Genomic DNA, 21,337 nt, shown 5'->3' on the forward strand with positions numbered 1-21,337 from the left:
CCGCCCACGCGGCCGGCGGCATGGCAGAGGCTCAGTTCTTCGGCGCAGCCTTCGACTCGTAGCGCTTCGACCACTCGGCAAGCACCCGTTCGCGGTTATCGGCCATCCAGCCGAGATCGTTCTTGATCATCCCCGCCTCGGCATTGGCGGGGTAGTTCGCCGGCTTGTTCTCGACGCCGGGCGCGGCGACGATCGCATAGGTCTTGGAGTAGAGCTCGTTGGCGTCCTTCGTGGTCGACCAGTCGGCGATCTTCTTGGCGAGCGCGAGGTTCTTCGAGCCCTTGACGATGGCGCTGGCTTCCATCTCCCAGCCCACGCCTTCCTTCGGGATCACCACTTCGATCGGCGCGCCCTTGCTCTTCTCGGAGGCGCCGCGCATGTCGAGCGCCAGCCCGATCGTGCGCTCGCCGCGCGCCGCCTGGACGCAAGGCGCCGAGCCCGAATGCAGGTAGGCGCCGATATTCTCGTGCAGACCATCCATGAACTTCCAGCCCTCGGCCTCGCCCATGCTCTGCAGCCAGCCGGCGACCATCAGGTAGCCGGTGCCCGACGAAGCCGGATGCGGCATCACGATCTTGCCCTTGAAGGCCGGATTGAGCAGGTCCTTCCAGGAGGTCGGGACCGGAACGCCCTTGGCCTCGGCCGTATTATAGCAGACGACGCCGAGATAGGCGTCCATGCCGGTCCAGGTATAGGGACTGTTGGGATCGCGGAAGACCGGCTTCAGGGCATCGGCGCCGGCCGGCTTGTAGGTTTCGAGCAAGCCGGCCTTCTCGAACATCAGGAGGCTCGACGCCGCCAGGCCCATCACCATGTCGGCGCGGGGATTGTCCTTCTCGGCGAGGAAGCGGGCGGTGATGACGCCGGTGGAGTCGCGGACCCAGACGACCTCGGCCTCGGGCACCGCCTTCTCGATCGACGACTTGAAAGGCGCGAGCTGGTCGTTCTCCAGCGCGGTGTAGATCGTCACCTTGGTCTTCTGCGCGTGAGCGATCCCCGGAAGTGCGAGCGCAAAGGCACCGATGACGCAGGAAGCTAGCCAGTTCTTCATGATCTCATCCCCTCTTTATGATCAGTTTGAACGCTCTTCGGACGTTTTCTTCCCCTGATATGCAAAAACGCAGGCGGATCGCTCCGCCTGCGCTGGCTTTTCTTGTTCACGCGGTCCAGGGCATGGACCAGGTCTTGACGTTGGTGAAGGACTTCATGGCCTCGACGACGCCCTCCTTGTAGCCGAGGCCGGAATCCTTGATGCCGCCGAAGGGGGACATCTCGATCCGGTAGCCCGGGACTTCCCAGAGATTGACGGTGCCGACCTCGAGATCGGCGACAAAGCGCTGGATATAATCGTAGCGGTTGGTGCAGATGCCGGAGGAGAGACCATAGGCGGTCGAGTTCGAGATCGCGATCACCTGCGCGATGTCGTCGGGCACGCGGATGATCGGGATCACCGGGCCGAAGGTTTCCTCATGGACGAGCTCGCAGGTATAGGGGATCTTGTCGACCACGGTCGGGTGGAACAGCGCCCCTTCCGCCCGCTTGCCGTAGAGCACCTCGGCCCCCTTGCTGACGGCGTCGTCGACGCGGGCCTGGAAGAGCGCGGCCGAGCGGGCGTTGATGACGCAGCCGACATCGGTGGCGGGGTCCATCGGGTCGCCGCATTTCAGCTTCCTGGCCTTCTCGACGACGAGCTTGGCGAAGGCGTCGGCGACGCTCTCGACCACCAGGATGCGCTTCACCGCCGTGCAGCGCTGGCCCGAGTTCTTGGTCGCGCCGGTGACGGCGAGTTCGGCAGCCTTGTCGAGATCGGCATCCTCCATGACGATCAGCGGATCGTTGCCGCCGAGCTCCAGCACGATGCGCTTGTAGCCCGCGGTATTGGCGATGTGCTTGCCGACGCGCACCGAGCCGGTGAAGGTCACCAGATCCGCGTCCGGATCGGTGATCATCGCATCGCCCATGGTCGAGGGGTTGCCGGTGACGACCGAGAGCATCTCCGGCGGCAGGCCCGCTTCGTAGAGCACGTCGGCGAGTGCCAGCGCGGTCAGCGGGGTCAGTTCCGTCGGCTTCAGGACGAGACGGTTATTGGTCGCGATCGCCGGAGCCAGCTTGTGGCTGACCATGTTGAGCGGGTGGTTGAACGGGGTGATTGCCGAGATCACGCCGAGCAGCGGCTGGCGCGTCGTGAAGATCTTGCGCGCCTTGCCGTTCGGCGAGATGTCGCAGGAGAACATCTCGCCATCGTCCTTGATGGTGAGCTGCGCCGCGAAGGACCAGACGTCGTAGGCGCGGCTGGCTTCATAGAGCGAGTCCTTCCAGCACAGGCCGGCTTCCGCCGTGATCAGCTTCGCGAAGAGCTCCTTGCGGTCACGCAGCAGCTCGGCCGTCTTCTGCAGGATCTGCTGGCGCTCGTAGCGCGAGAGCGTCGGCTTGAAGGCCTTGGCCTTGGCGAAGGCCTCGCGGACATGCTCGGGCCGGGCGGCCGGGATCAGGCCGACGACGCTGTCGTCATAGGGGTTCCTGACCTCGACCATGTCGTCGGTCGTGACCAGCTTGCCGGCGATGCGCATCGCCTCGCGCCGCACCGGCGGCTTCACCGTCGCGTTCATCTCAGTTCACCAGGTTCAGGGCGACGTCGAAGACGTCGAAATTGCGGAGCGTGCGGCCCATCGGCACCGTGATCGGCCGGTTGGCGATCATCGGCACGCGCTGCTCGGTGATGCCGCCATGCGAGCGCAAGGGCTCGGTCAGGCCGGAGAGATCGTGCCGGTCCGGCGAGGTGCCGATGACCTTCTGGCGGGTCGAGACGACCACGACATCCCCGATCCGGTCGGCCGGCAGTTCGAAGCGCTCGCAGGCTTCCGCCGAGGTCACAGCCAGCGCGATACCGTCGAGGCCGGAGATGCGGGCGGCGACCTCCTCCTGGCTGGCGCCATCAGGCAGATAGACCGTGGCGAAGGAGCCGAGCGCGCCGTGATGCACGACATAGGGGTCGGTGATCGGCAGGATCACGCGCATCGTGCCCTTGCCATACCACTCGTCCATCAAGCTCTGGAGATAGACGACATCCGGCTCGCCACTGGCGAGATGCTTGTCGTTCATGCCGTGATCGGCGGTGATGACCAGCGTGCAGCCGAGCGCATCGAGCTTGCCGACGTAACCGTCGAACATGGCGTAGAACGAGTCCGCCATCTCCGAACCGGGGCCGGCCTTGTGCTGCACATAGTCGGTGGTCGAGAGATACATCAGGTCGGGCTTGAAGGTCTCCAGCAGCTTGACGCCGGCAGCGAAGACGAACTCCGAGAGATCGGCCGAGTAGACCGACGGCACCGGCATGCCGACGAAATCGAGCACGTTCTCGATACCGTTCTCAGCCTTGTTGGCCTTGTCGGCCTTTTCCGAGGAGAAGGCGATCGCACTGCCCGAGGCGAAATCCAGGCCCTTGCCGAGCAGGGTGCGCAACTTGTCCTTGGCGGTGACCATCGCGACCTTGAAGCCGGCCTTCTGGAACTCCGCCAGGATGGTCGGCGCCCGCAGGAAGCGGGCATCGTTCATCATCACCTCTTCCTTGGCCTCGCGGTCGTAGAAGAAGTTGCCGGCGATGCCGTGCCAGGCCGGCGGGCGGCCGGTGATGATCGAGAGGTTGTTGGGGTTGGTGAAGCTCGGGATCACCGAATAGGCGTATGTGCTGGCGCCGGTCCGCATGATCCGGTCGAGGTTCGGCGTCAGGCCCTTGGCGCTGGCAGCCTCGATATAGGCCGGCTCCGAGCCGTCCATGCAGATCACAACCGTCGGGCGCTGCGGCCGGGCATAACCCCGACCGTTCGCGACGACATCCGACCCGACTTTCGAATGCATGTTCATCATCACCTCCTCAAGCGGCCGACTTCAAGCCGACGCCCATCTCATCAAGGACATCCGACACCGTGGCGACGAAGGCGCGCATGTCCTGTGCGCCCAGCGCCCCGATGCAGCCGATGCGGAAACTGTCCGCGACCGTCAGCTTGCCGGGGTAGATGACGTAGCCGGCATCCTTCAGCGCGTCGTAGAAGCGCTGGAAGACGAAATTCTTGTCCTGCGGCATGTGGAAGGTGACGATGATCGGCGCCTGACGAGCCGCCGGCAGCAAGGTGCGGAAACCGAGCCCTTCCATGCCCTCGATCAGGATGCGGGCGTTTTCGGCGTAGCGCTCGCCGCGGCCCGCGACGCCGCCCTCGGCCCAGAATTCCTGCAAGGCTGCGTGGAAGGCGACGATGACATGGATCGGCGGGGTGAAGCGGTACTGGCCGGTGCGCTCGAAGCCGGCATTCTGGTCATGAAGATCGAGCACCAGCGTGGTGGCGTTGCCCTTGGTCTCTGCGAGCGCGCTCTTGCGGGCGATGACGAAGCCGAGGCCGGGGACGCCCTGGATGCACTTGTTCGAGGAGGCGGCGACCGCGTCGAAATAGACCTCGCGGCTGTCGAGCGGCAGGGCGCCGAACGCGCTCATCGAGTCGATCAGCAGGCGGCGGCCATGGCGCTTGGCGAGCGCGGCGATCGCCTCGACCGGGTTGCGGATGCCGCTGGTCGTCTCGCAATGGACGGTGAAGATGTGGGTGATGGCGGTATCCGTGACCAGCATCCGGTCGATCTCGGTGAGATCGGGCGGGGTGTCCTCGGCGGTCTCGTGGATGGCGACGGCGCGGCCGGCGATCTCCAGGATGCGCCTGGCGCGCTGGCCGTAGGCCCCGTTGATCAGGACCAGGATCTTGCCGTCGCGTGGCACGAAGGTGGTGAGCATCGCCTCGACGGCGAAGGTGCCGGAGCCCTGCATCGGCACGGTGACGAAATCCTCGCCGCCATGGATGATCTTCGGCAGCTCTTCCAGAACCGCCTTGTTGATGCCGACGAAGGTCGCGTCGCGCGAGCCCCAGTCATGCACCATGGCCTCCTTGATGGCGCGGCTGGTCGTCAAAGGTCCCGGCGTCAGAAGCAGCGGATCGCCGGTTTCGGAGGTGGCGGGGCGTCGGGCTTGGGCCATTGCAGGTCTCGCTCTCGTTTTCCAGCGGATGGCCGACGCTAGAACACGCTCTTGACATAGGTCCAATACATCCTCTTCATGTTTGATATAGAGAGGATCTATAGATATGGCCGTCAGCTATTCCGGCCTCGCTGCGTTTCATGCCGTGGCCGAAGCGGGAAGTTTTACCAGCGCGGCGAAGGCCAAGAATCTCAGCCAGCCCACGCTCTCCACGCAGGTGAAGGCGCTCGAGGACGCGTATGGTGTGCGTCTTTTCGATCGGATGGGCAGGCAGGTTAGGCTCACCCCGCTCGGGCAGAGCCTTTTCGTGATCACCGCCCGGTTGTTCACCGCCCAGGACGAGGCGCAGGCTCTCCTGGCCGGCACGCGAACGTTGCAGCGCGGCCATCTGCGGATTGCGGCTGACAGCGCGACGCATGTCATGGCGGCCCTCGCGAAGATGCGTGCGAACTACCCGGGGCTCACCTTCTCGCTGACCATCGGCAACTCGTCCGAGGTCGTCGATCAGATCATGGATTTCGTCGCCGATGTCGCGATCACGGCGCGCCCGAACTCCGATCCTCGCATCCACAGCATCAAGCTGCGGTCGGACAATCTGATCGCGTTCATCGCGGCCGACCATGAACTCGCTCGGCACGACAGCATCCCCATCGAGGCGTTCGCAGGTCAGGATATTGTCTTGCGCGAACGGGGATCCATCACGAGGGAGGTGATCGAGAACAGGCTGTCGATGGCTGCCGTCAAACCGATGAACCTGCTCGAAGTGCAATCGCGCGAGGCTGTTCGAGAGGCTGTCGCGGCCGGCTTCGGCATTGGCGTCGTCTTCGAAGCCGAATTCAGACCTGACTCCAACCTGAAGCGGCTGACCTTGACCGGCGCTGATTTCAGCGTCGGAGAATATGTGGCCTGCCGGGCGGAGCGGCGCCGCCTGCCTCTGGTCCGGAGCTTCTTTGAGATGGTGCAGCAAATCGTCGAAGGGACCTAGCACCAAGGCTGGCACTCGGCCGTATCCGGACGCCGGACAGAGCCCTTAGCTGGCAGATGCCAGACTGATCCCGGTATCGATCCAATCACGCGTCTGCTCCAGGACCTCATCCGAGAGCGCGGAATCGTCTACCGCCCGGGCGAGGATCATAGCTCCCACCATCGCCGCAAAGCTTCCGATCGCCACGCGGCGTCTGTCCGCCACATCCAACTCCGGGAGCGCCTCGCCGATCCGGTCAAGTTGCGATCGTAGCCCCTGGGTCATGGCCGCGCGTGCAGCCGGGGTTTGATGGCGCACGGCCGCAGCCAGGGCAGCGGTCGGGCAACCACCGGCGCAGTTGTCGCGATGACCGGTTGAAAGATAAGCATCTACATACGAGCGAAAATCGCCCCCTCCGCCCGCGTCCACGGTGAGGACATGGGCAAGGGTCTGCGCGATCAGATCGTCCTTCGAGCTGAAGTGGCCATAGAATCCGCCATGGGTGAGACCGGCGGCTTTCATCACCTCCGCGACGCCGACCGCGTCGAACCCCTTGTCGCGAAACAGCCGGCTGGCCGCATCCAGGATCCGGCGACGGTTCTCCGCCATCTGTTCTCGACTGACCTTCATTTCAAAATTCTCCGCGAGCACCATTGACACTTACATGATGGCCATCATATTTAGCATCAATCATGATGATCGTCATGAATATAAATGCGACCACAAAAGAGAGCAACCCTATGACCGTCATTCCGTCAGTTCTCATCACCGGCGCCTCCACCGGCATCGGCGCCGCCTATGCCGAGCGCTTCGCGCGCCGCGGGCATGACCTGGTGCTGGTCGCCCGTAACACCGCGCGCATGGAAGCCTTGGCGGATCGGCTGCGTCAGGAGACGGGCGTGGCGATCGACATCATCCAGGCCGACCTTACGCGACCGGGAGACCTTGCGGCGGTGGAGACCAGGCTGCGCGACGATGTCCGTATCGGGGTTCTCGTCAACAACGCCGGAACCGCCATTGGCGGCAGCTTCATCGAGCAGAGCACCGATGATGTGGCACGCCTCGTGGCGCTCAATACGACCGCACCTCTGCGGCTTGCCAGCGCCATCGCTCCGCGACTTGCAGAGACCGGCGAAGGGGCGATCGTCAACATCGGCTCCGTGGTCGGCCTGGCGCCGGAATTCGGAATGAGCGTCTACGGCGCAACCAAGGCCTTCGTTCTGTTCCTGTCGCAGGGACTCAGCCTCGAGCTCGGCCCAAAGGGCGTCTACGTCCAGGCCGTGCTTCCCGCCACGACGCGAACAGAGATCTGGGACCATGTCGGCGCCGAGGTCGATACCATGACCGGGGTTATGGAGGTGGGCGATCTGGTCGATGCGGCGCTGGTGGGCTTCGACCGCCGCGAAGCTGTGACAATCCCGCCGCTTCCCGATGCCGGGCAGTGGGACGCGCTTGAGGCCGCGCGTCAGGCCATGCTTCCGAACTACCGGAATGCACGTCCCGCCGAGCGGTATCGCACGGGCGCCTGAGCATCAAACGAAACATCGATTATCCCACCGCCGTCATGGCTGACGCCTGATCTGGAGAAACAGCATCATGAAGGCCTTCATCCTCGATCGCTACGGCAAGAAACAGGCGCTGCGTCTGGGCGACGTGCAGGAGCCCGTGCCCGGTCCCGACGACGTGCTGGTCGAGGTTGAGGCGGCAGGGCTCAACCCGATCGATTCCAAGATCCGGGACGGTGCATTCAAGCTGGTCCTACCCTACAAGACGCCGCTCGTGCTTGGGCACGATCTGGCGGGCACCGTGATCAGCGTCGGAGCAAACGTGCGGCGCTTCAAAGTCGGCGACGCCGTCTATGCCCGTCCCCGTGACGGGCGGATCGGCGCCTTTGCCGAACGGATCGTCGTCAACGAGAGCGATCTGGCGCTCAAGCCGGGCAATATCTCGATGGCCGAGGCCGCATCGATCCCGCTGATCGGGCTGACTGTCTGGCAGGCGCTGGTCGAGCGCGCGCAGATCAAGCCGGGACAGAAGGTGCTGATCCACGCCGGGTCGGGCGGTGTCGGCACCTTCGCCATCCAGCTCGCCAAGCATCTCGGCGCCACCGTCGCGACGACGGCGAGCGCCGCCAATGCCGCAATGGTGAAGGAGCTCGGGGCTGATGTCGTCATCGACTATCGCAGCCAGAACTTCGAGGAAGAGCTGTCGGGCTACGACCTCGTCCTCCACACGCTCGATGCCACGACGCTGGAAAAATCGCTGAAGGTGCTGAAGCCCGGCGGCAAGCTCATCTCGATCTCCGGCGCTCCCGATCCCGCTTTCGCACGCAGCCAGGGCTTGAACGTGGTGCTTCGGCTCGTGCTGCGCCTGCTCAGCGCGGGCATCCGGCGCAAGGCGAAGCGCGCGGGCGTCGAGTATTCCTTTCTCTTCATGCACGCCGACGGAGGGCAGCTTGAGCGGATCACCAGGCTGATCGAAGACGGCACGATCCGCCCGGTGGTCGATCGTGCCTTCCCCTTCGCGCAGGTGAACGACGCACTCGCCTACATCGACACTGGTCGCGCCAAGGGCAAGGTCGTCGTCACGCTCAAGTGACGCGATTTTCGGAAACAAGGATTTCGCCATGGCCACCCATATTCGCAGCGCAGACTGGAAGGCGGCACCCACCCGCCATGTCGAGGCTGCCGGCACGCGCTTCGCTTATCGCCGTCTCGGGCCTGATACCGGCGCGCCGGTGGTGCTGCTCAATCACTGGGGCGCGAACCTCGACAATTTCGATCCTCCCATCGTCGAGGGCCTGGCTGCCGATCGACCGGTCTATGCGCTCGACTATCGCGGCATCGGCAGCTCGGGCGGCAGGGCGCCGCTCACAGTGGCAGAAATGGCCAACGACACGATCGCCACGATCCGCGCGCTGGGACTGACGTCGGTCGATCTGATTGGCTTCTCGCTCGGTGGCTTCGTCGCGCAGCAAATCCTGTTTGACGCCCCCGATCTCATCCGCCGCGCCATCCTCGCCGGCACGGGGCCTGCGGGCGGGACCGGGATCGAGCGGGTCGGTCCGGTGTCGTGGCCACTCATCATCAAAGGGCTGCTGACCTTTCGCGATCCCAAATTCTATCTCTTCTTCACGTCGAGCGCGGCAGGCAAGCGAGCGGCCTTCGAGTTTCTCGCGCGATTGAAGGAGCGGACGGGGGATCGTGACAAGGCGGTCTCGCTGACGGCCTTCCTGCGCCAGTTGAAGGCCATCAAGGCCTGGGGCCTCCAGGCGCCGCAGCCACTGGATGGCGTCCGCACGCCCGTCCTCGTCGCGAACGGCGACCATGACATCATGGTGCCGAGCGAGAATTCGGTCGATCTGGCACGCCGTATTTCCGATGCCGAACTCGTCCTTTTCGCCGACGCCGGGCATGGCGGCATCTTCCAGCATCACGACGCCTTCCTGAGGAAGGCCAAGGCCTTCCTGGCCGCCTGAACGCCAGCACCGCCCACAAGGACATATCAGATGGACCATATGACGTTCGGCCGTACCGGCCTTCAGCTTTCCAGACTCGCGCTTGGCACCGGCAATTTCGGCACCGGCTGGGGGTATGGCGCCGATCCTGAAACGGCGGTGGCCATTCTGGACGCCTACGCCGCGGCAGGCGGCAATTTCATCGACACGGCCGACGTCTATCAGTTCGGCCAGTCGGAAGAGATATTAGGCAAGGCGCTGGAGGGGCGGCGCGAGGATTTCGTCCTCGCCACCAAGTTCAGCAATGGCGCCTCGCCGGACGCCAACCGGCTGGTGAAGGGCAACAGCCGCAAGGCCATGATCGCCTCGGTCGAGGCGAGCCTGCGGCGCCTGAAGACCGATCGGATCGACCTCTACTGGGTGCATCATCCCGATGGCCTGACGCCCATGGAAGAGATCGTGCGCGGCCTCGACGATCTCGCGCGCGCCGGCAAGATTCTCTACGCCGGTCTCTCCAACTTCCCCGCCTGGCGGCTGGTACGCGCGGCGACGCTGACTGAGCTGACGCGAGCTGTGCCAATTGCCGCCGCGCAGTTCGAGCACAGCCTCGTCCATCGCGAACCCGAGGCCGATCTGTTCCCCGCCTGTCACGCCTTGGGAATCGCCGCTGTGACATGGTCGCCTCTGGGCGGCGGCGTGCTGACCGGCAAATATCGCAAGGGTGAGACAGGGCGCGCCGAAGGATTTGGTGGCCGCGTCTTTCAGGCAGAGAACACGCCGCAACGCTCAGCCACCGTCGACGCCGTACTGCAGGTCGCCGAAGAGGCCAGCGCCAGTCCCGATCGCGTCGCCATCGCCTGGGCCATGACGCACGGCGCCGTGCCGATCATCGGACCCCGTTCGCTCGGGCAGTTGGAGAGTAATCTGGGCGCGGCGGCGCTGAAGCTTTCAGCGGAGCAGATTGCGCGCCTCGATGCGGCGAGCGCACCGGCGGAGGCGCCACCTCGCGTGACGACGCTCGCTGTCGCCTGACGCACGAGCTTACCGATGCCCCGCCAGGCCTCATTCAAGAGCATCGGGCTGCAGCGTTAGACGCGCTGGAGGCTGCGGCCGCCCTGGACACGAGAGACCCGGGAGGAGTTGGGCCTGAAGCCGACCCCGTGCGAATTTCGCGATTGAAAGCTCAATATCCGGGCAGCCGCGGTGAAAATTCTCACTTGGTCGGCGCGACGTGGCGTGTTTACCTCGGCTCTTCTCGATCGGAGCCTTCGATGTCCAGCCGCATCGCCTTCGGCGGTTTCCTGCATGAAACCAATACCTTCGCGCCGAGCAAGGCGGGGATGGACGCCTTCCAGCAAGGCGGAGGCTGGCCGCCGCTGGCGCGGGGCGAGGCGATCTTCGCGGCCGTGACCAACGTCAATGTCGGCGCCTCCGGCTTTCTCGACGTGGCCCGCGAGAAGGGCTGGGAAGCCGTGCCGACGCTATGGTGTGCCGCCAGCCCTTCGGCCCATGTCACGGCCGGGGCCTTCGAGACGATCGCAGGCGAGCTGGTGGAGCGGATTCGCGCGACGCTGCCGATCGACGGCGTCTATCTCGACCTGCACGGCGCGATGGTGAGCGAGAATTTCGACGACGGCGAAGGCGAGCTGCTGCGCCGGGTACGCGCCGTGATCGGACCGGACGTGCCGCTGGTCGCGAGTCTCGACCTGCATGGCAACGTCACGCCGCTAATGGTCGAGGCTGCCGACATGCTCGTCGCCTACCGCACCTATCCGCATGTCGACATGGCCCTGACCGGTGCCCGCGCCGCGCAGGCCCTGGCTGGCCTGCTCGGCACCAAAAGGCGTCCAACCAAGGCCTTCCGGCAAATTCCCTATCTCATTCCCATTGCCTGGCAGGCAACGGCGATGGAACCTTGCCGCACGATCTATGCCGAGCTTGCCGCGCTGGAAGGCGAGACGGTGCCGAGCCTCTCCTTCCTGCCCGGTTTCCCGGCCGCCGACTTTCCCGATTGCGGGCCGGCCGTCGTCGCCTACGGCACGACGCAGGCCGAGGCCGACGCGGCGGCCGATGCGGTCGCCCGGCGGGTGATGGCGAGCGAGGCCGCCTTCAAGGGCACGGTCTTCGATCCCGATGCCGGGGTGCGCGAGGCGATGCGGCTCGCAGAAAGCGCAACGAAGCCGATTGTCATCTCCGATACGCAGGACAATCCCGGCGCCGGGGGCGATTCCGACACGATGGGCATGGCAGCGGCTCTCGTGCGCAACGACGCCGAGCGCGCCGCAATCGGCGTCATCGTCGATCCTGAGGCCGCCGCCGTCGCCCATGAGGCGGGCGAAGGTGCGATCGTCACGCTCGCGCTTGGCGCGAAGTCCCGCATTCCCGGCGACGCCCCGCTCGTGGCGAGCTTTACCGTGGAGAAGCTGTCCGACGGGCGCTTCGTCGCGCCGGGCCCGTTCTATGGCGGCTCGCGCATGAATCTGGGGCCGAGCGCCTGCCTGCGCATCGGCGGGGTGCGCATCGTCGTCGGCTCGCGCAAGGCGCAGATGGCCGACCGGGCGATGTATCGGCAGGTCGGCATCGAACCGGAGGAGCAGGCGATTCTCGTCAACAAGAGCTCGGTGCATTTCCGCGCCGATTTCGAGCCGATCGCCGAGATGATCCTCGTCTGCGCGGCACCCGGCCCGATGCCGGTCGATCCGGCGGTCCTGCCATGGCGCCGGCTGCGCCAGGGCCTGCGCACATCACCGCTCGGCAGGCCGTTCGCCTGAGCACGTCCTCCCTCGCATCAGCCTTTCATCGCCTGGAGTTCCTATGCCCGTTCTGCCGCAGATCGACGCCTTCAAGGATGACCTCACGGCGATCCGCCGCGATCTCCACGCCCATCCCGAGATCGGCTTCGAGGAGGTTCGCACCGCCGGCATCGTCGCCGACAAGCTGAGGGAGCTGGGCATCGAGGTCCATACCGGGATCGGCACGACCGGCGTCGTCGGCGTGCTGCACGGTCAGGCCGGGCCGGGCCGGCGCATCGGGCTGCGGGCCGATATGGATGCGCTGCCGATCCAGGAGACCACCAATTTGCCCTGGCGTTCGACCGTGGCTGGCAAGATGCACGCCTGCGGCCATGACGGGCACACCACCATGCTGCTCGGTGCCGCGCGCTACCTTGCGGAGAACCGGGGCTTCAAGGGCACGGCGATCTTCGTCTTCCAGCCGGCGGAGGAAGGGCTCGGCGGCGCGCGCCGGATGATCGCGGAAAAGCTGTTCGAGCGCTTCCCCTGCGACGAGATCTACGGGTTGCACAATGCACCTAATCTCGAGGCCGGCCAGATCTCGGTTTTCCCCGGTCCGGCCATGGCCGGCGCGGATTTCTTCGACATCAGGATCACCGGCAAGGGCAGCCACGGGGCCATGCCGCATATGGGGCGCGATCCTGTCATGGCGGCCATGAGCCTGGCCGCAGCGCTGCAGACCATTGTCAGCCGCAATGCCGACCCGCGCGAGGCCGCCGTGCTCTCGATCACCCAGGTCCATGCTGGCTCGGCCTACAACGTCATTCCCGAGGAAGCGGTGCTGGCGGGCACGATCCGTACCTTCTCGGAGGAGACGGGCGAGCTGGTACGCCGCCGCATGCGCGAGATCGCGGCCGGCACGGCGGCGACCTTCGGCATGACGATCGAGGTCGACATCCGCAACATCTTCAACGTGCTGGTCAATCACGATGCCCCGGCGCAGGCGATGGCGGAGGTCGCCACCGAGATCGTCGGCGGCGCGAACGTGCTGACCGAGCCCAAGGCGATGATGGGCAGCGAGGATTTCGCCGACATGCTGCGCGTGGTGCCCGGCGCCTATGCCTGGGTCGGCCATGCCGGGGACGTGCCGGTGCACAACCCCGCTTATGTGCTCGACGACGGCATCCTGCCGGTCGGGGCGAGCCTGCTGGCGCGCATTGTCGAGACGCGTGCGGCGGCTTGAGGCGTGCGGCGATGGATCTCCGCACCCTGCCGCTCGACAGCGAGGTCCTGCTCGCAGGGCTCAAGCCCTGGATCGAGTGCGAGAGCCCGACCTTCGACCCCGCTGCCGTCAACCGCATGATGGACCTCGCAGCGGCCGAGACGGCGGCGGCGGGCGCCATGATCACCCGCATCCCCGGACCGCCCGGCCTCGGCGACTGCGTACGCGGCGACTTTCCACATCCGCGGCGCGGGGAGCCCGGCATCCTGGTGATGTCGCATCTCGATACCGTGCATCCGGTCGGGACGCTCGAGACGCTGCCCTTCCGGCGCGAGGGCTCGCGCTGCTACGGCCCGGGCATCCTCGACATGAAGGGCGGCGCCTATGCCGGGCTGCAGGCCATCGTCGCGCTGGCGAAGGCCGGTATCGAGACGCCACTGCCGGTCAGCGTGCTCTACACCAGCGACGAGGAAATCGGCAGCCCGGGTACGCGCGACATCATCATGGAGCAGGCCCGCCGCGACCGCTTCGTGCTGGTGCCGGAGCCGGGCCAGCCGGGCGACGGTGTCGTCACCGGCCGCTACGCCATCGCTCGCTTCAACCTTCAGGCGGAGGGCCGGCCGAGCCATGCCGGCTCCCGCCTCAAGGACGGGCGCTCGGCCATCAACATGATGGCGCGCCAGCTCTTGGCCATCGAGGAGATGACCGGCGAGGATTGCACCTTCTCCGTCGGCGTCATCGAGGGCGGGCGCTGGGTCAACTGCGTGCCGACCCTCTGCAAGGCCGAAGCCCTGAGCATGGCAAAACGGCAGGCCGATCTCGACCGTGGCGTCGAGCGCATGCTCGCTCTCACCCGCCGCGAGGAGGACGGCACCGGCTTCTCCGTGACACGCGGCGTGACCCGCCCGGTTTGGGAGCCGGATGCGGGAACCATGGCGCTCTACGGCCTCGCCCGCGAGATCGCCGGCGAACTGGGCTGGGAGCTCGGCCACGCCTCGGCCGGCGGCGGCTCCGACGCCAATTTCACCGGTGCGGCCGGCATCCCCTCCCTCGACGGGCTCGGCCTGCTGGGGGCCGGTTATCACACGCTGGAAGAGCATATCGAGATCGAGAGCCTGCCACGACGGATCAGGTTGATGGCGGGGCTACTGGCGCGGCTCGCGCCCTGAACGATTGACAGGGCGCTTCGACGGGGGAGCCTTTCGCATCGTGGCATGGCGCCTGCATAAGGCGGAACGGCAAGGCGGACAAAAGGCAAAAGAAGACGAAGTATCAGCACTTGCGACCTGCACATCACGATCGGCAAAGCCGGCCGGGCAAACGGCCAGAGGGGAGATTAGCCTTATGATGTCGCGTTGGAAGATGGTTGCCGCGGCGGCAGCGTTGCTGGCCGGCAGCAGTATGGTGCAGGCCCAGACGACCATGAAGGTCGTCATGCATTCGGACGTGAAGATCGTCGATCCGATCTGGACCACCGCCTATATCGTCCGCAACCACGGCTACATGATCTACGACACCCTGTTCTCGATGGACGAGAAAGGCGAGATCAAGCCGCAGATGGTCGAGACCTTCACGGAGTCGCCGGACAAGCTGACCTACAAGTTTACGCTGCGCGACGGCCTGCTCTGGCACGACGGCAAGCCCGTCACGGCAGAGGACTGCATCGCCTCGATCAAGCGCTGGTCGGCCAAGGATCCGGTCGGCCAGAAGCTGATGACCTTCGTCGACTCGATCACCGCCGACGACGCCAAGAGCTTCACGGTCAAGCTGAAATCGCCGACCGGCCTGTTGATCTTCGGCCTCGGCAAACCCTCCTCCAACGTGCCGTTCATGATGCCCAAGCGCGTCGCGGACACCGATCCCAACACGCAGATCTCCGAGTTCATCGGTTCCGGCCCCTTCGTCCTGAAGCAGGATGAGTGGAAGCCCGGCGACAAGATCGTCTACACCAAGTTCAAGGACTACAAGCCGCGCTCCGAGCCGGCATCCGGCCTGGCCGGCGGCAAGGTCGTCCATATCGACCGCGTCGAATGGCTTGCGGTCAGCGACCAGCAGCAGGCGGTCAACGCGCTGCTGGCGGGCGAGATCGACATGGTCGAGCAGCCCGCCTTCGACCTGATCCCGCTGCTCAAGGACGACAGCAACATCAAGCTGTGGAACTACAACCCGCTCGGGCTGCAGTACACGATGCGCTTCAACCACACGCAGCCGCCCTTCGACAATCCGAAGGTGCGCCAGGCCGTGACCTATGCGCTGAACCAGAAGGACTTTCTCGAAGCGACCGTCGGCAATCCCGACTACTACCAGGTCTGCAAGGCGATGTTCGTCTGCGGCTCGCCGCTCGCCTCCGAAAAGGGCATGGACGGGTTGCTCGAGTCGAACTTCAAGAAATCGCAGGAGCTCCTGAAGGAGGCCGGCTATGACGGCAAGCCGGTGGTGCTTCTGCATTCGACCGATCTGCAGTCGCTGACCAATCTCGGCCCGGTCGCCAAGCAACTGCTCGAGAAGGGCGGCTTCAAGGTCGACATGCAGTCCTCGGATTGGCAGACGGTGGTCTCGCGACGCGTCCGCAAGGATCCGATCGACAAGGGCGGCTGGAACCTGATGCAGACCTCCTGGGTCTCGGCCGACATCCTGAACCCCGTCATGGCCGGCTTCTTCAATGCGAGCTGCGACAAGGCCGCCTTCGGCTGGCCCTGCGATGCGGAGATGGAGAAGCTGCGCGACGACTTCGCCCGCGAGCCCGATCCGGCGAAGCAGAAGGCGATTGCGGAAGCCGTGCAGGTCCGCTGGCGCGAGGTGGTGACCCATGTCCATCTCGGCCAGTACAACGTGCCGATCGCGGCCCGGAAGACCATCACCGGCATCCTGACGGCGCCGGCGCCGGTCTTCTGGAACGTCGAGAAGAAGTGAGCCGGATGCGCTTGCTCCTTTCCGGGAAGCCGTCCTGATGCTCGGCTACATTCTGAGGCGCCTGCTGGCGGCGATCCCGGTCCTCGTGATCGTCGCCGTGCTGGTCTTCCTGATGCTGCGGCTGACGCCGGGCGACCCGGCAGCGGTCATCGCCGGCGACAACGCCAGCTCGGAGCAGATCGCGCTGGTGCGCAACCGGCTCGGGCTCGACCAGCCGATCCTCGCCCAGTTCACGATCTGGGCGAAGAACCTGCTCTCGGGCAATCTCGGCGAATCCTTCTTCTTCAAGAAGCCGATCTCCGAGCTGATCCTCGGGCGTATCGAGCCGACGCTGTCGCTTGCCTTCGCGACCATCCTGATCGCGATTTGCGTCGCGATCCCGCTGGGCGTGCTCGCCGCCTACAAGCACGGCTCCTGGATCGACCGCATCGTGATGGGTTTCTCGGTGCTCGGCTTCTCGATACCGGTCTTCGTGATCGGCTACCTCCTGATCTATCTCTTCGCGATCACGCTGGGCTGGTTCCCGGTGCAGGGTTACCAGCCGATCTCGGCCGGGTTCGGTGGTTATGTGCAGCGGCTCGTGCTGCCGGCGCTGACGCTCTCGGTGATCTACATCGCGCTGATCGCGCGGATGACGCGGGCAAGCGTGCTCGAGGTGCTAAACGAGGACTATATCCGCACCGCCCGCGCCAAGGGGCAGGTCGAGCGCAAGATCCTGTTCCGCCACGCGCTGAAGAACGCGGCCGTGCCGATCGTCACCGTGGTCGGCATCGGCATCGCGCTGCTGATCGGCGGGGTCGTGGTGACGGAGAGCGTCTTCGCCATTCCCGGTCTCGGCCGGCTGACCGTCGATGCCGTGCTGGCGCGCGACTATCCCACCATCCAGGCCGTCATCCTTCTGTTCTCCGGCATCTATGTCGGGATCAACCTGCTGATCGACCTGACCTACAGCCTGTTCGACCCGAGGATCCGCTATTGAGCGCCGAGCCGACCCTGCTGGCCCCGGTCGCCGACGAGCCCGCTCCCTCCGGGCGGAGCATCCTGCGCCGGCTACTGACCAATGTTTCCGTACTGATCGGAGGCGTCGTCCTGGTGGTGATGACACTGATCGCCCTGCTGGCGCCGCAGCTCGGGACTGTCGATCCGACCGCGATCGATCCCGTCGCGCGCAACAAGAAGCCGGGCTTCGAGCGCACCATCCGCGCCGATGACGGCACGAGCTCGACATTCACCTACCGGATGGGCACCGATTCGCTTGGGCGGGACGTCTACAGCCGCGTCGTCTACGGCGCCCGGATCTCGCTGGCGATCTCGATCGCAGTGGCGCTGGCGAGCATCGCGATCGGCCTCGTCATCGGCCTCGTTGCCGGCTATGTGCGCATCCTCGACGGGCCGATCATGCGCGTGATGGACGGGCTGATGGCGATACCGGGCATCCTGCTCGCCATCGCGGTCGTCTCTCTGTTCCGGGCCGGGCTGACCGCGGTCATCATCGCGATCATCGTGCCGGAGATCCCGCGCGTGGTGCGGCTCGTGCGCTCGATCGTGCTCTCGGTTCGCGAGGAGCCCTATGTCGAGGCGGCGATCATGGCCGGCACGCGTGTGCCCAAGTTGATGATCCGCCACATCCTGCCCAACACCACCGCGCCGCTGATCGTGCAGGGCACCTTCATCGCCGCCTCCGCCATCCTCGTCGAGGCCATCTTGTCCTTCCTCGGCGTCGGCATCCCGCCGGAGACTCCGAGCTGGGGCAACATCATGGCCGAGGGGCGCAACCTCTTCCGGGTCTTCCCGCACAACATCCTCTATCCCGGCATCTTCCTGGGGCTGACGGTGCTCGCCGTGAACATCCTCGGCGACGGCCTGCGCGACACGCTCGATCCGAAGATGGCCGGCCGATGAGCAACGAGGCATCCCCCGTCCTCGAGGTCTCGGGCCTCACCATCGCCTTGCCCGGCGGCGGCGACCGCAACCATGCGGTGGAGGGCGTTTCGCTCGCCGTCGGCAAGGGCGAGATCGTCTGCGTCGTCGGCGAATCCGGCTCGGGCAAATCCGTCACCGCCTTCTCGGTGATGGGCCTGTTGGCCAAAGTGTTGAAGCCCGTAGCGGGGTCGATCCGGCTGGAGGGCGAGGACCTGCTCGCCGCCACGCCGCAGCGCCTGCGCGCGCTGCGGGGCGACCGCATGGCCATGATCTTCCAGGAGCCGATGACCGCGCTCAACCCGGTGCTCACCATCGGCGACCAGATCGAGGAGGTGCTGCGCATCCATACCGATCTCGACCAGCCGGCGCGGCGCGCGAAGGTGCTCGCCATGCTGGAGGCGATGCGCTTGCCCGATCCCGAGCGCATGCACGCCTCCTACCCGCACCAGCTTTCGGGCGGGCAACGCCAGCGCGTCATGATCGCCGCCGCGCTGATCCTCGACCCCGCCCTGCTGATCGCCGACGAGCCGACGACGGCGCTCGACGTCACGACGCAGGCGCAGATCCTCAAGCTCATCAAGGAGATGCAGGAGCGGCGCGGCACGGGCGTGCTGTTCATCACCCATGATTTCGGCGTCGTCTCCGAGATCGCCGACCGCGTCGTGGTGATGGAGAAGGGCCGCGTCGTCGAGCAGGGGCCGACGGCGCAGGTGTTGCGCGCCCCCCAGCATCCCTACACCCGCATGCTGATCGCCTCCGTGCCGGTCCTGAAACCGGCGCAGCGCCCGGAGCCGACAGGGCCGATCGCCCTGGAGACGGCCGGCCTCGGCAAAACCTACCGCTCGCGCGGATTGTTCAAGAAGGAACGCGTCGTCCGGGCCGCCGCCGATGTCGGCATCCGGGTCCGGCGCGGCGAGACGGTCGGCATCGTCGGGGAATCCGGCTCGGGCAAGACCACGGTCGCGCGCTGCGTCGCCCGGCTGATGCCGCCAAGCGAGGGCCAGATCCTCGTCCCCGACATCGACATCGCCGGGCTTTCCGAACGGCGCCTGCGACCTTACCGGCGCAAAATCCAGGTGGTTTTTCAGGATCCGTTCCGCTCGCTCAATCCGCGCCTTACCGTGAGCGAATCCATCATCGAAGGCCCCGTGAATTTCGGGCAGCCGCGGGCGAAGGCGCTGGCACGGGCCCGCGAGCTGATGGAACTCGTCGGCCTGCAGCCTTCCGCGCTCTCGCGCTATCCGCACCAGTTCTCCGGGGGCCAGCGCCAGCGCATCGCGATTGCCCGTGCGCTCGCCATGGAGCCGGAGATCCTGATCGCGGACGAGGCGGTCTCGGCGCTCGACGTCTCCGTGCAGAAGCAGGTGCTCGCCTTGCTCGACGACGTGCAGAAGCGCTTCGACCTCGCCATCCTGTTCATCACCCACGACCTGCGGGTCGCCGCGCAGATCTGCGACCGGCTGGTGGTGATGGAGAAGGGGCTGGTGGTCGAGCAGGGCCGCACGGCCGATGTTTTCGCCGCCCCCGCCCACCCCTATACGCGTAGCCTGATCGAGGCCGCGCCCGGCCGCGACTTCGCCACCGGCGAGGCCTGAAGCGGATATTCGGCGACAAGCTGGAGACGACGTCATGACCCTGGCGATGAGCTGGGAGGAATGGGCCTCCCACGACGCAGTTGGCCTCGCCGAGCGGGTGCGCAATGGTGAGCTGACGCCGGCCGAGCTGGCGCGGCAGGCAGCCGCGGGCATCGCGAAGACGAATCCTTCGCTCAGCGCCGTGGTGGAGGTCTTCGAGGATGTGGTCGCCGATCCGCTGAGTGACGGGCTCGACCCTGCCGGCCCTTTCGCCGGGGTGCCCTTCCTGATGAAGGACCTGGGTCCCACACTGAAGGGCAGGCTGCAGGAACAGGGCTCGCTCTTCATGCGCGGCAACCGTCCGGCGGCCGATGCCTGGCTGACAGCGCGCATGCGCAAGGCGGGCCTCAACCTGATGGGCCGGACCACGACGCCCGAGTTCGGCGTGTGCAGCTCGGCCGAGAACCCCGCAGTCTACGTCACCCGCAATCCCTGGGACACGGACTACACCACTTGCGGCTCTTCGGCCGGGACGGCGGCGATGGTGGCAGCCGGCGCCGTGCCGCTCTCGCATGCGACCGACGGCGGAGGCTCGATCCGCATCCCGGCCGGCTTCAACGGCAATATCGGGCTGAAGGCTTCGCGCGGCGTGTTCTCGATCGCGCCCAACCTTTCGGACATCTCCGGCTTTGTCTCGACGCAAGGCTGCCAGAGCCGCTCGGTGCGCGACACCGCCGCTTTCGTCGACGCCTGTCGCGGCGGCGCACCAGGCGAGTTCATGCCCTACTGGACCGCGCCCGAGCCCTATACGCAGCTTATCAAACGCGATCCGGGCCGCCTGCGCATCGCCCTCTCGCATGAATGGGGCGACTATCGCGCCACGCCGGCCATCGTCGCCGAACTGGAGAAGGCCGGGCGCTTCCTTGAAGGACTCGGCCACCATGTCGACTGGGCCCTGCCGGAGGCCGATCTGCGCGCCGCCTTCGCTGCGCAGACCACCTGCTACATCAGCAACTTCGCACAGGTCATCGCCGGCCTTCTGGAGACGCGCGGCCTGCAACGCCCCCCGGAGGGGCTGATCGAGCCGATGAACATTCGCATCTGGGAGGCGGGCAAGGATATGTCCTATGCCGAGCGCTACCGGATGCAGGCGGTGTTCAACAGCACGGCGCGGGCCTTCGGCGCCTTCTTCGAGGAATGGGACATCATCCTGACCCCGATCACGGCGCTGCCGACGCCCAAGATCGGCGCCACCGAATACCTCACCATCAGCGACAATCCCGATGTGCTCGACTGGTTCGGCCATCTCTGGAAGTTCTTCGCCTACACGCCGCTGTCGAATCTCTGCGGCATTCCGGCGATCTCGCTGCCGATGGGCCGGCAGGAGAACGGCCTGCCCTTCGGCATCCAGGCGCAGGCGCGGCAGGCCGGCGACGGTCTGCTGCTGCAGCTCGCGGCGCAGATCGAGCGCGCGCTGGGAGGTCGCTGGAACGATGGCAGGCGGCCGCCCGTGCATGTGACGGCGGCCTGAG

18 protein-coding genes are annotated in these 21,337 nt (G+C 66.0%); 13 read left to right on the plus strand and 5 right to left on the minus strand.

Features of this window, described 5'->3' with window-relative positions:
- Positions 1–31 precede the first annotated feature (31 nt).
- The 4 genes from IED13_RS14655 to IED13_RS14670 all read right to left on the minus strand — a co-directional run bounded on the left by IED13_RS14655 (position 32) and on the right by IED13_RS14670 (position 5,020).
- Entirely contained in the window at positions 32–1,051 is a 1,020-nt protein-coding gene (locus tag IED13_RS14655; protein WP_142023205.1) for a putative 2-aminoethylphosphonate ABC transporter substrate-binding protein, read from the minus strand.
- 106 nt (positions 1,052–1,157) lie between these two features.
- On the minus strand, positions 1,158–2,609 hold the full coding sequence (gene phnY, locus IED13_RS14660; RefSeq protein ID WP_112763698.1) for a phosphonoacetaldehyde dehydrogenase: 1,452 nt from the start codon (positions 2,607–2,609) through the stop codon (positions 1,158–1,160).
- A gap of 1 nt (position 2,610) precedes the next feature.
- Entirely contained in the window at positions 2,611–3,864 is a 1,254-nt protein-coding gene (gene phnA, locus IED13_RS14665; protein ID WP_191124603.1) for a phosphonoacetate hydrolase, read from the minus strand.
- 10 nt (positions 3,865–3,874) lie between these two features.
- Entirely contained in the window at positions 3,875–5,020 is a 1,146-nt protein-coding gene (locus IED13_RS14670; RefSeq protein WP_191124604.1) for a 2-aminoethylphosphonate--pyruvate transaminase, read from the minus strand.
- A gap of 106 nt (positions 5,021–5,126) precedes the next feature.
- On the opposite strand from IED13_RS14670, the gene IED13_RS14675 reads away from it, so the two are divergent.
- The gene (locus IED13_RS14675; RefSeq protein ID WP_038363422.1) at positions 5,127–6,005 is read left to right on the plus strand and encodes a LysR substrate-binding domain-containing protein; all 879 of its coding nucleotides are present in this window, start codon (positions 5,127–5,129) and stop codon (positions 6,003–6,005) included.
- Positions 6,006–6,050: 45 nt separating this feature from the next.
- Here the strand turns inward: IED13_RS14675 and IED13_RS14680 are convergent, their stop codons facing one another.
- Positions 6,051–6,614, minus strand: coding sequence for a TetR/AcrR family transcriptional regulator (locus IED13_RS14680; RefSeq protein WP_191124672.1), 564 nt, complete (start codon positions 6,612–6,614; stop codon positions 6,051–6,053).
- A 110-nt stretch (positions 6,615–6,724) separates the two neighbouring features.
- Between IED13_RS14680 and IED13_RS14685 the strand changes: the two genes are divergently transcribed.
- The 12 genes from IED13_RS14685 to IED13_RS14740 all read left to right on the plus strand — a co-directional run bounded on the left by IED13_RS14685 (position 6,725) and on the right by IED13_RS14740 (position 21,336).
- Positions 6,725–7,513 carry an SDR family NAD(P)-dependent oxidoreductase gene (locus IED13_RS14685; protein WP_113252959.1) on the plus strand — a complete coding sequence of 263 codons (789 nt, stop codon included), beginning with the start codon at positions 6,725–6,727 and terminating at the stop codon, positions 7,511–7,513.
- A gap of 67 nt (positions 7,514–7,580) precedes the next feature.
- Positions 7,581–8,582, plus strand: a complete 1,002-nt coding sequence (locus IED13_RS14690) for an NADP-dependent oxidoreductase (protein WP_191124605.1) — start codon at positions 7,581–7,583, stop codon at positions 8,580–8,582.
- Between the two features lie 28 nt (positions 8,583–8,610).
- Complete coding sequence (locus IED13_RS14695; protein ID WP_191124606.1) at positions 8,611–9,462, plus strand: alpha/beta fold hydrolase; 852 nt, start codon at positions 8,611–8,613, stop codon at positions 9,460–9,462.
- A gap of 39 nt (positions 9,463–9,501) precedes the next feature.
- Positions 9,502–10,473 carry an aldo/keto reductase gene (locus tag IED13_RS14700; RefSeq protein ID WP_248312593.1) on the plus strand — a complete coding sequence of 324 codons (972 nt, stop codon included), beginning with the start codon at positions 9,502–9,504 and terminating at the stop codon, positions 10,471–10,473.
- Positions 10,474–10,712: 239 nt separating this feature from the next.
- Positions 10,713–12,212, plus strand: a complete 1,500-nt coding sequence (locus tag IED13_RS14705; protein ID WP_191124608.1) for a M81 family metallopeptidase — start codon at positions 10,713–10,715, stop codon at positions 12,210–12,212.
- Between the two features lie 43 nt (positions 12,213–12,255).
- Positions 12,256–13,416, plus strand: a complete 1,161-nt coding sequence (locus tag IED13_RS14710) for a M20 aminoacylase family protein (protein ID WP_191124609.1) — start codon at positions 12,256–12,258, stop codon at positions 13,414–13,416.
- An 11-nt stretch (positions 13,417–13,427) separates the two neighbouring features.
- Positions 13,428–14,564 (plus strand): M20/M25/M40 family metallo-hydrolase, encoded by a 1,137-nt coding sequence (locus IED13_RS14715; RefSeq protein ID WP_191124610.1) that lies wholly within the window; start codon positions 13,428–13,430, stop codon positions 14,562–14,564.
- A gap of 175 nt (positions 14,565–14,739) precedes the next feature.
- Positions 14,740–16,308 (plus strand): ABC transporter substrate-binding protein, encoded by a 1,569-nt coding sequence (locus IED13_RS14720; protein WP_191124611.1) that lies wholly within the window; start codon positions 14,740–14,742, stop codon positions 16,306–16,308.
- 37 nt (positions 16,309–16,345) lie between these two features.
- Positions 16,346–17,287, plus strand: coding sequence for an ABC transporter permease (locus IED13_RS14725; RefSeq protein ID WP_191124612.1), 942 nt, complete (start codon positions 16,346–16,348; stop codon positions 17,285–17,287).
- On the plus strand, positions 17,284–18,210 hold the full coding sequence (locus IED13_RS14730) for an ABC transporter permease (RefSeq protein WP_113252967.1): 927 nt from the start codon (positions 17,284–17,286) through the stop codon (positions 18,208–18,210). Before IED13_RS14725 ends, IED13_RS14730 begins: the two co-directional genes overlap by 4 nt.
- Complete coding sequence (locus IED13_RS14735) at positions 18,207–19,826, plus strand: ABC transporter ATP-binding protein (RefSeq protein WP_191124613.1); 1,620 nt, start codon at positions 18,207–18,209, stop codon at positions 19,824–19,826. Before IED13_RS14730 ends, IED13_RS14735 begins: the two co-directional genes overlap by 4 nt.
- Before the next feature lie 34 nt (positions 19,827–19,860).
- Positions 19,861–21,336 (plus strand): amidase, encoded by a 1,476-nt coding sequence (locus tag IED13_RS14740; protein WP_191124614.1) that lies wholly within the window; start codon positions 19,861–19,863, stop codon positions 21,334–21,336.
- Position 21,337 lies beyond the last annotated feature (1 nt).

Source organism: Allobosea spartocytisi, assembly GCF_014764685.1.
Classification (GTDB): domain Bacteria; phylum Pseudomonadota; class Alphaproteobacteria; order Rhizobiales; family Beijerinckiaceae; genus Allobosea; species Allobosea spartocytisi.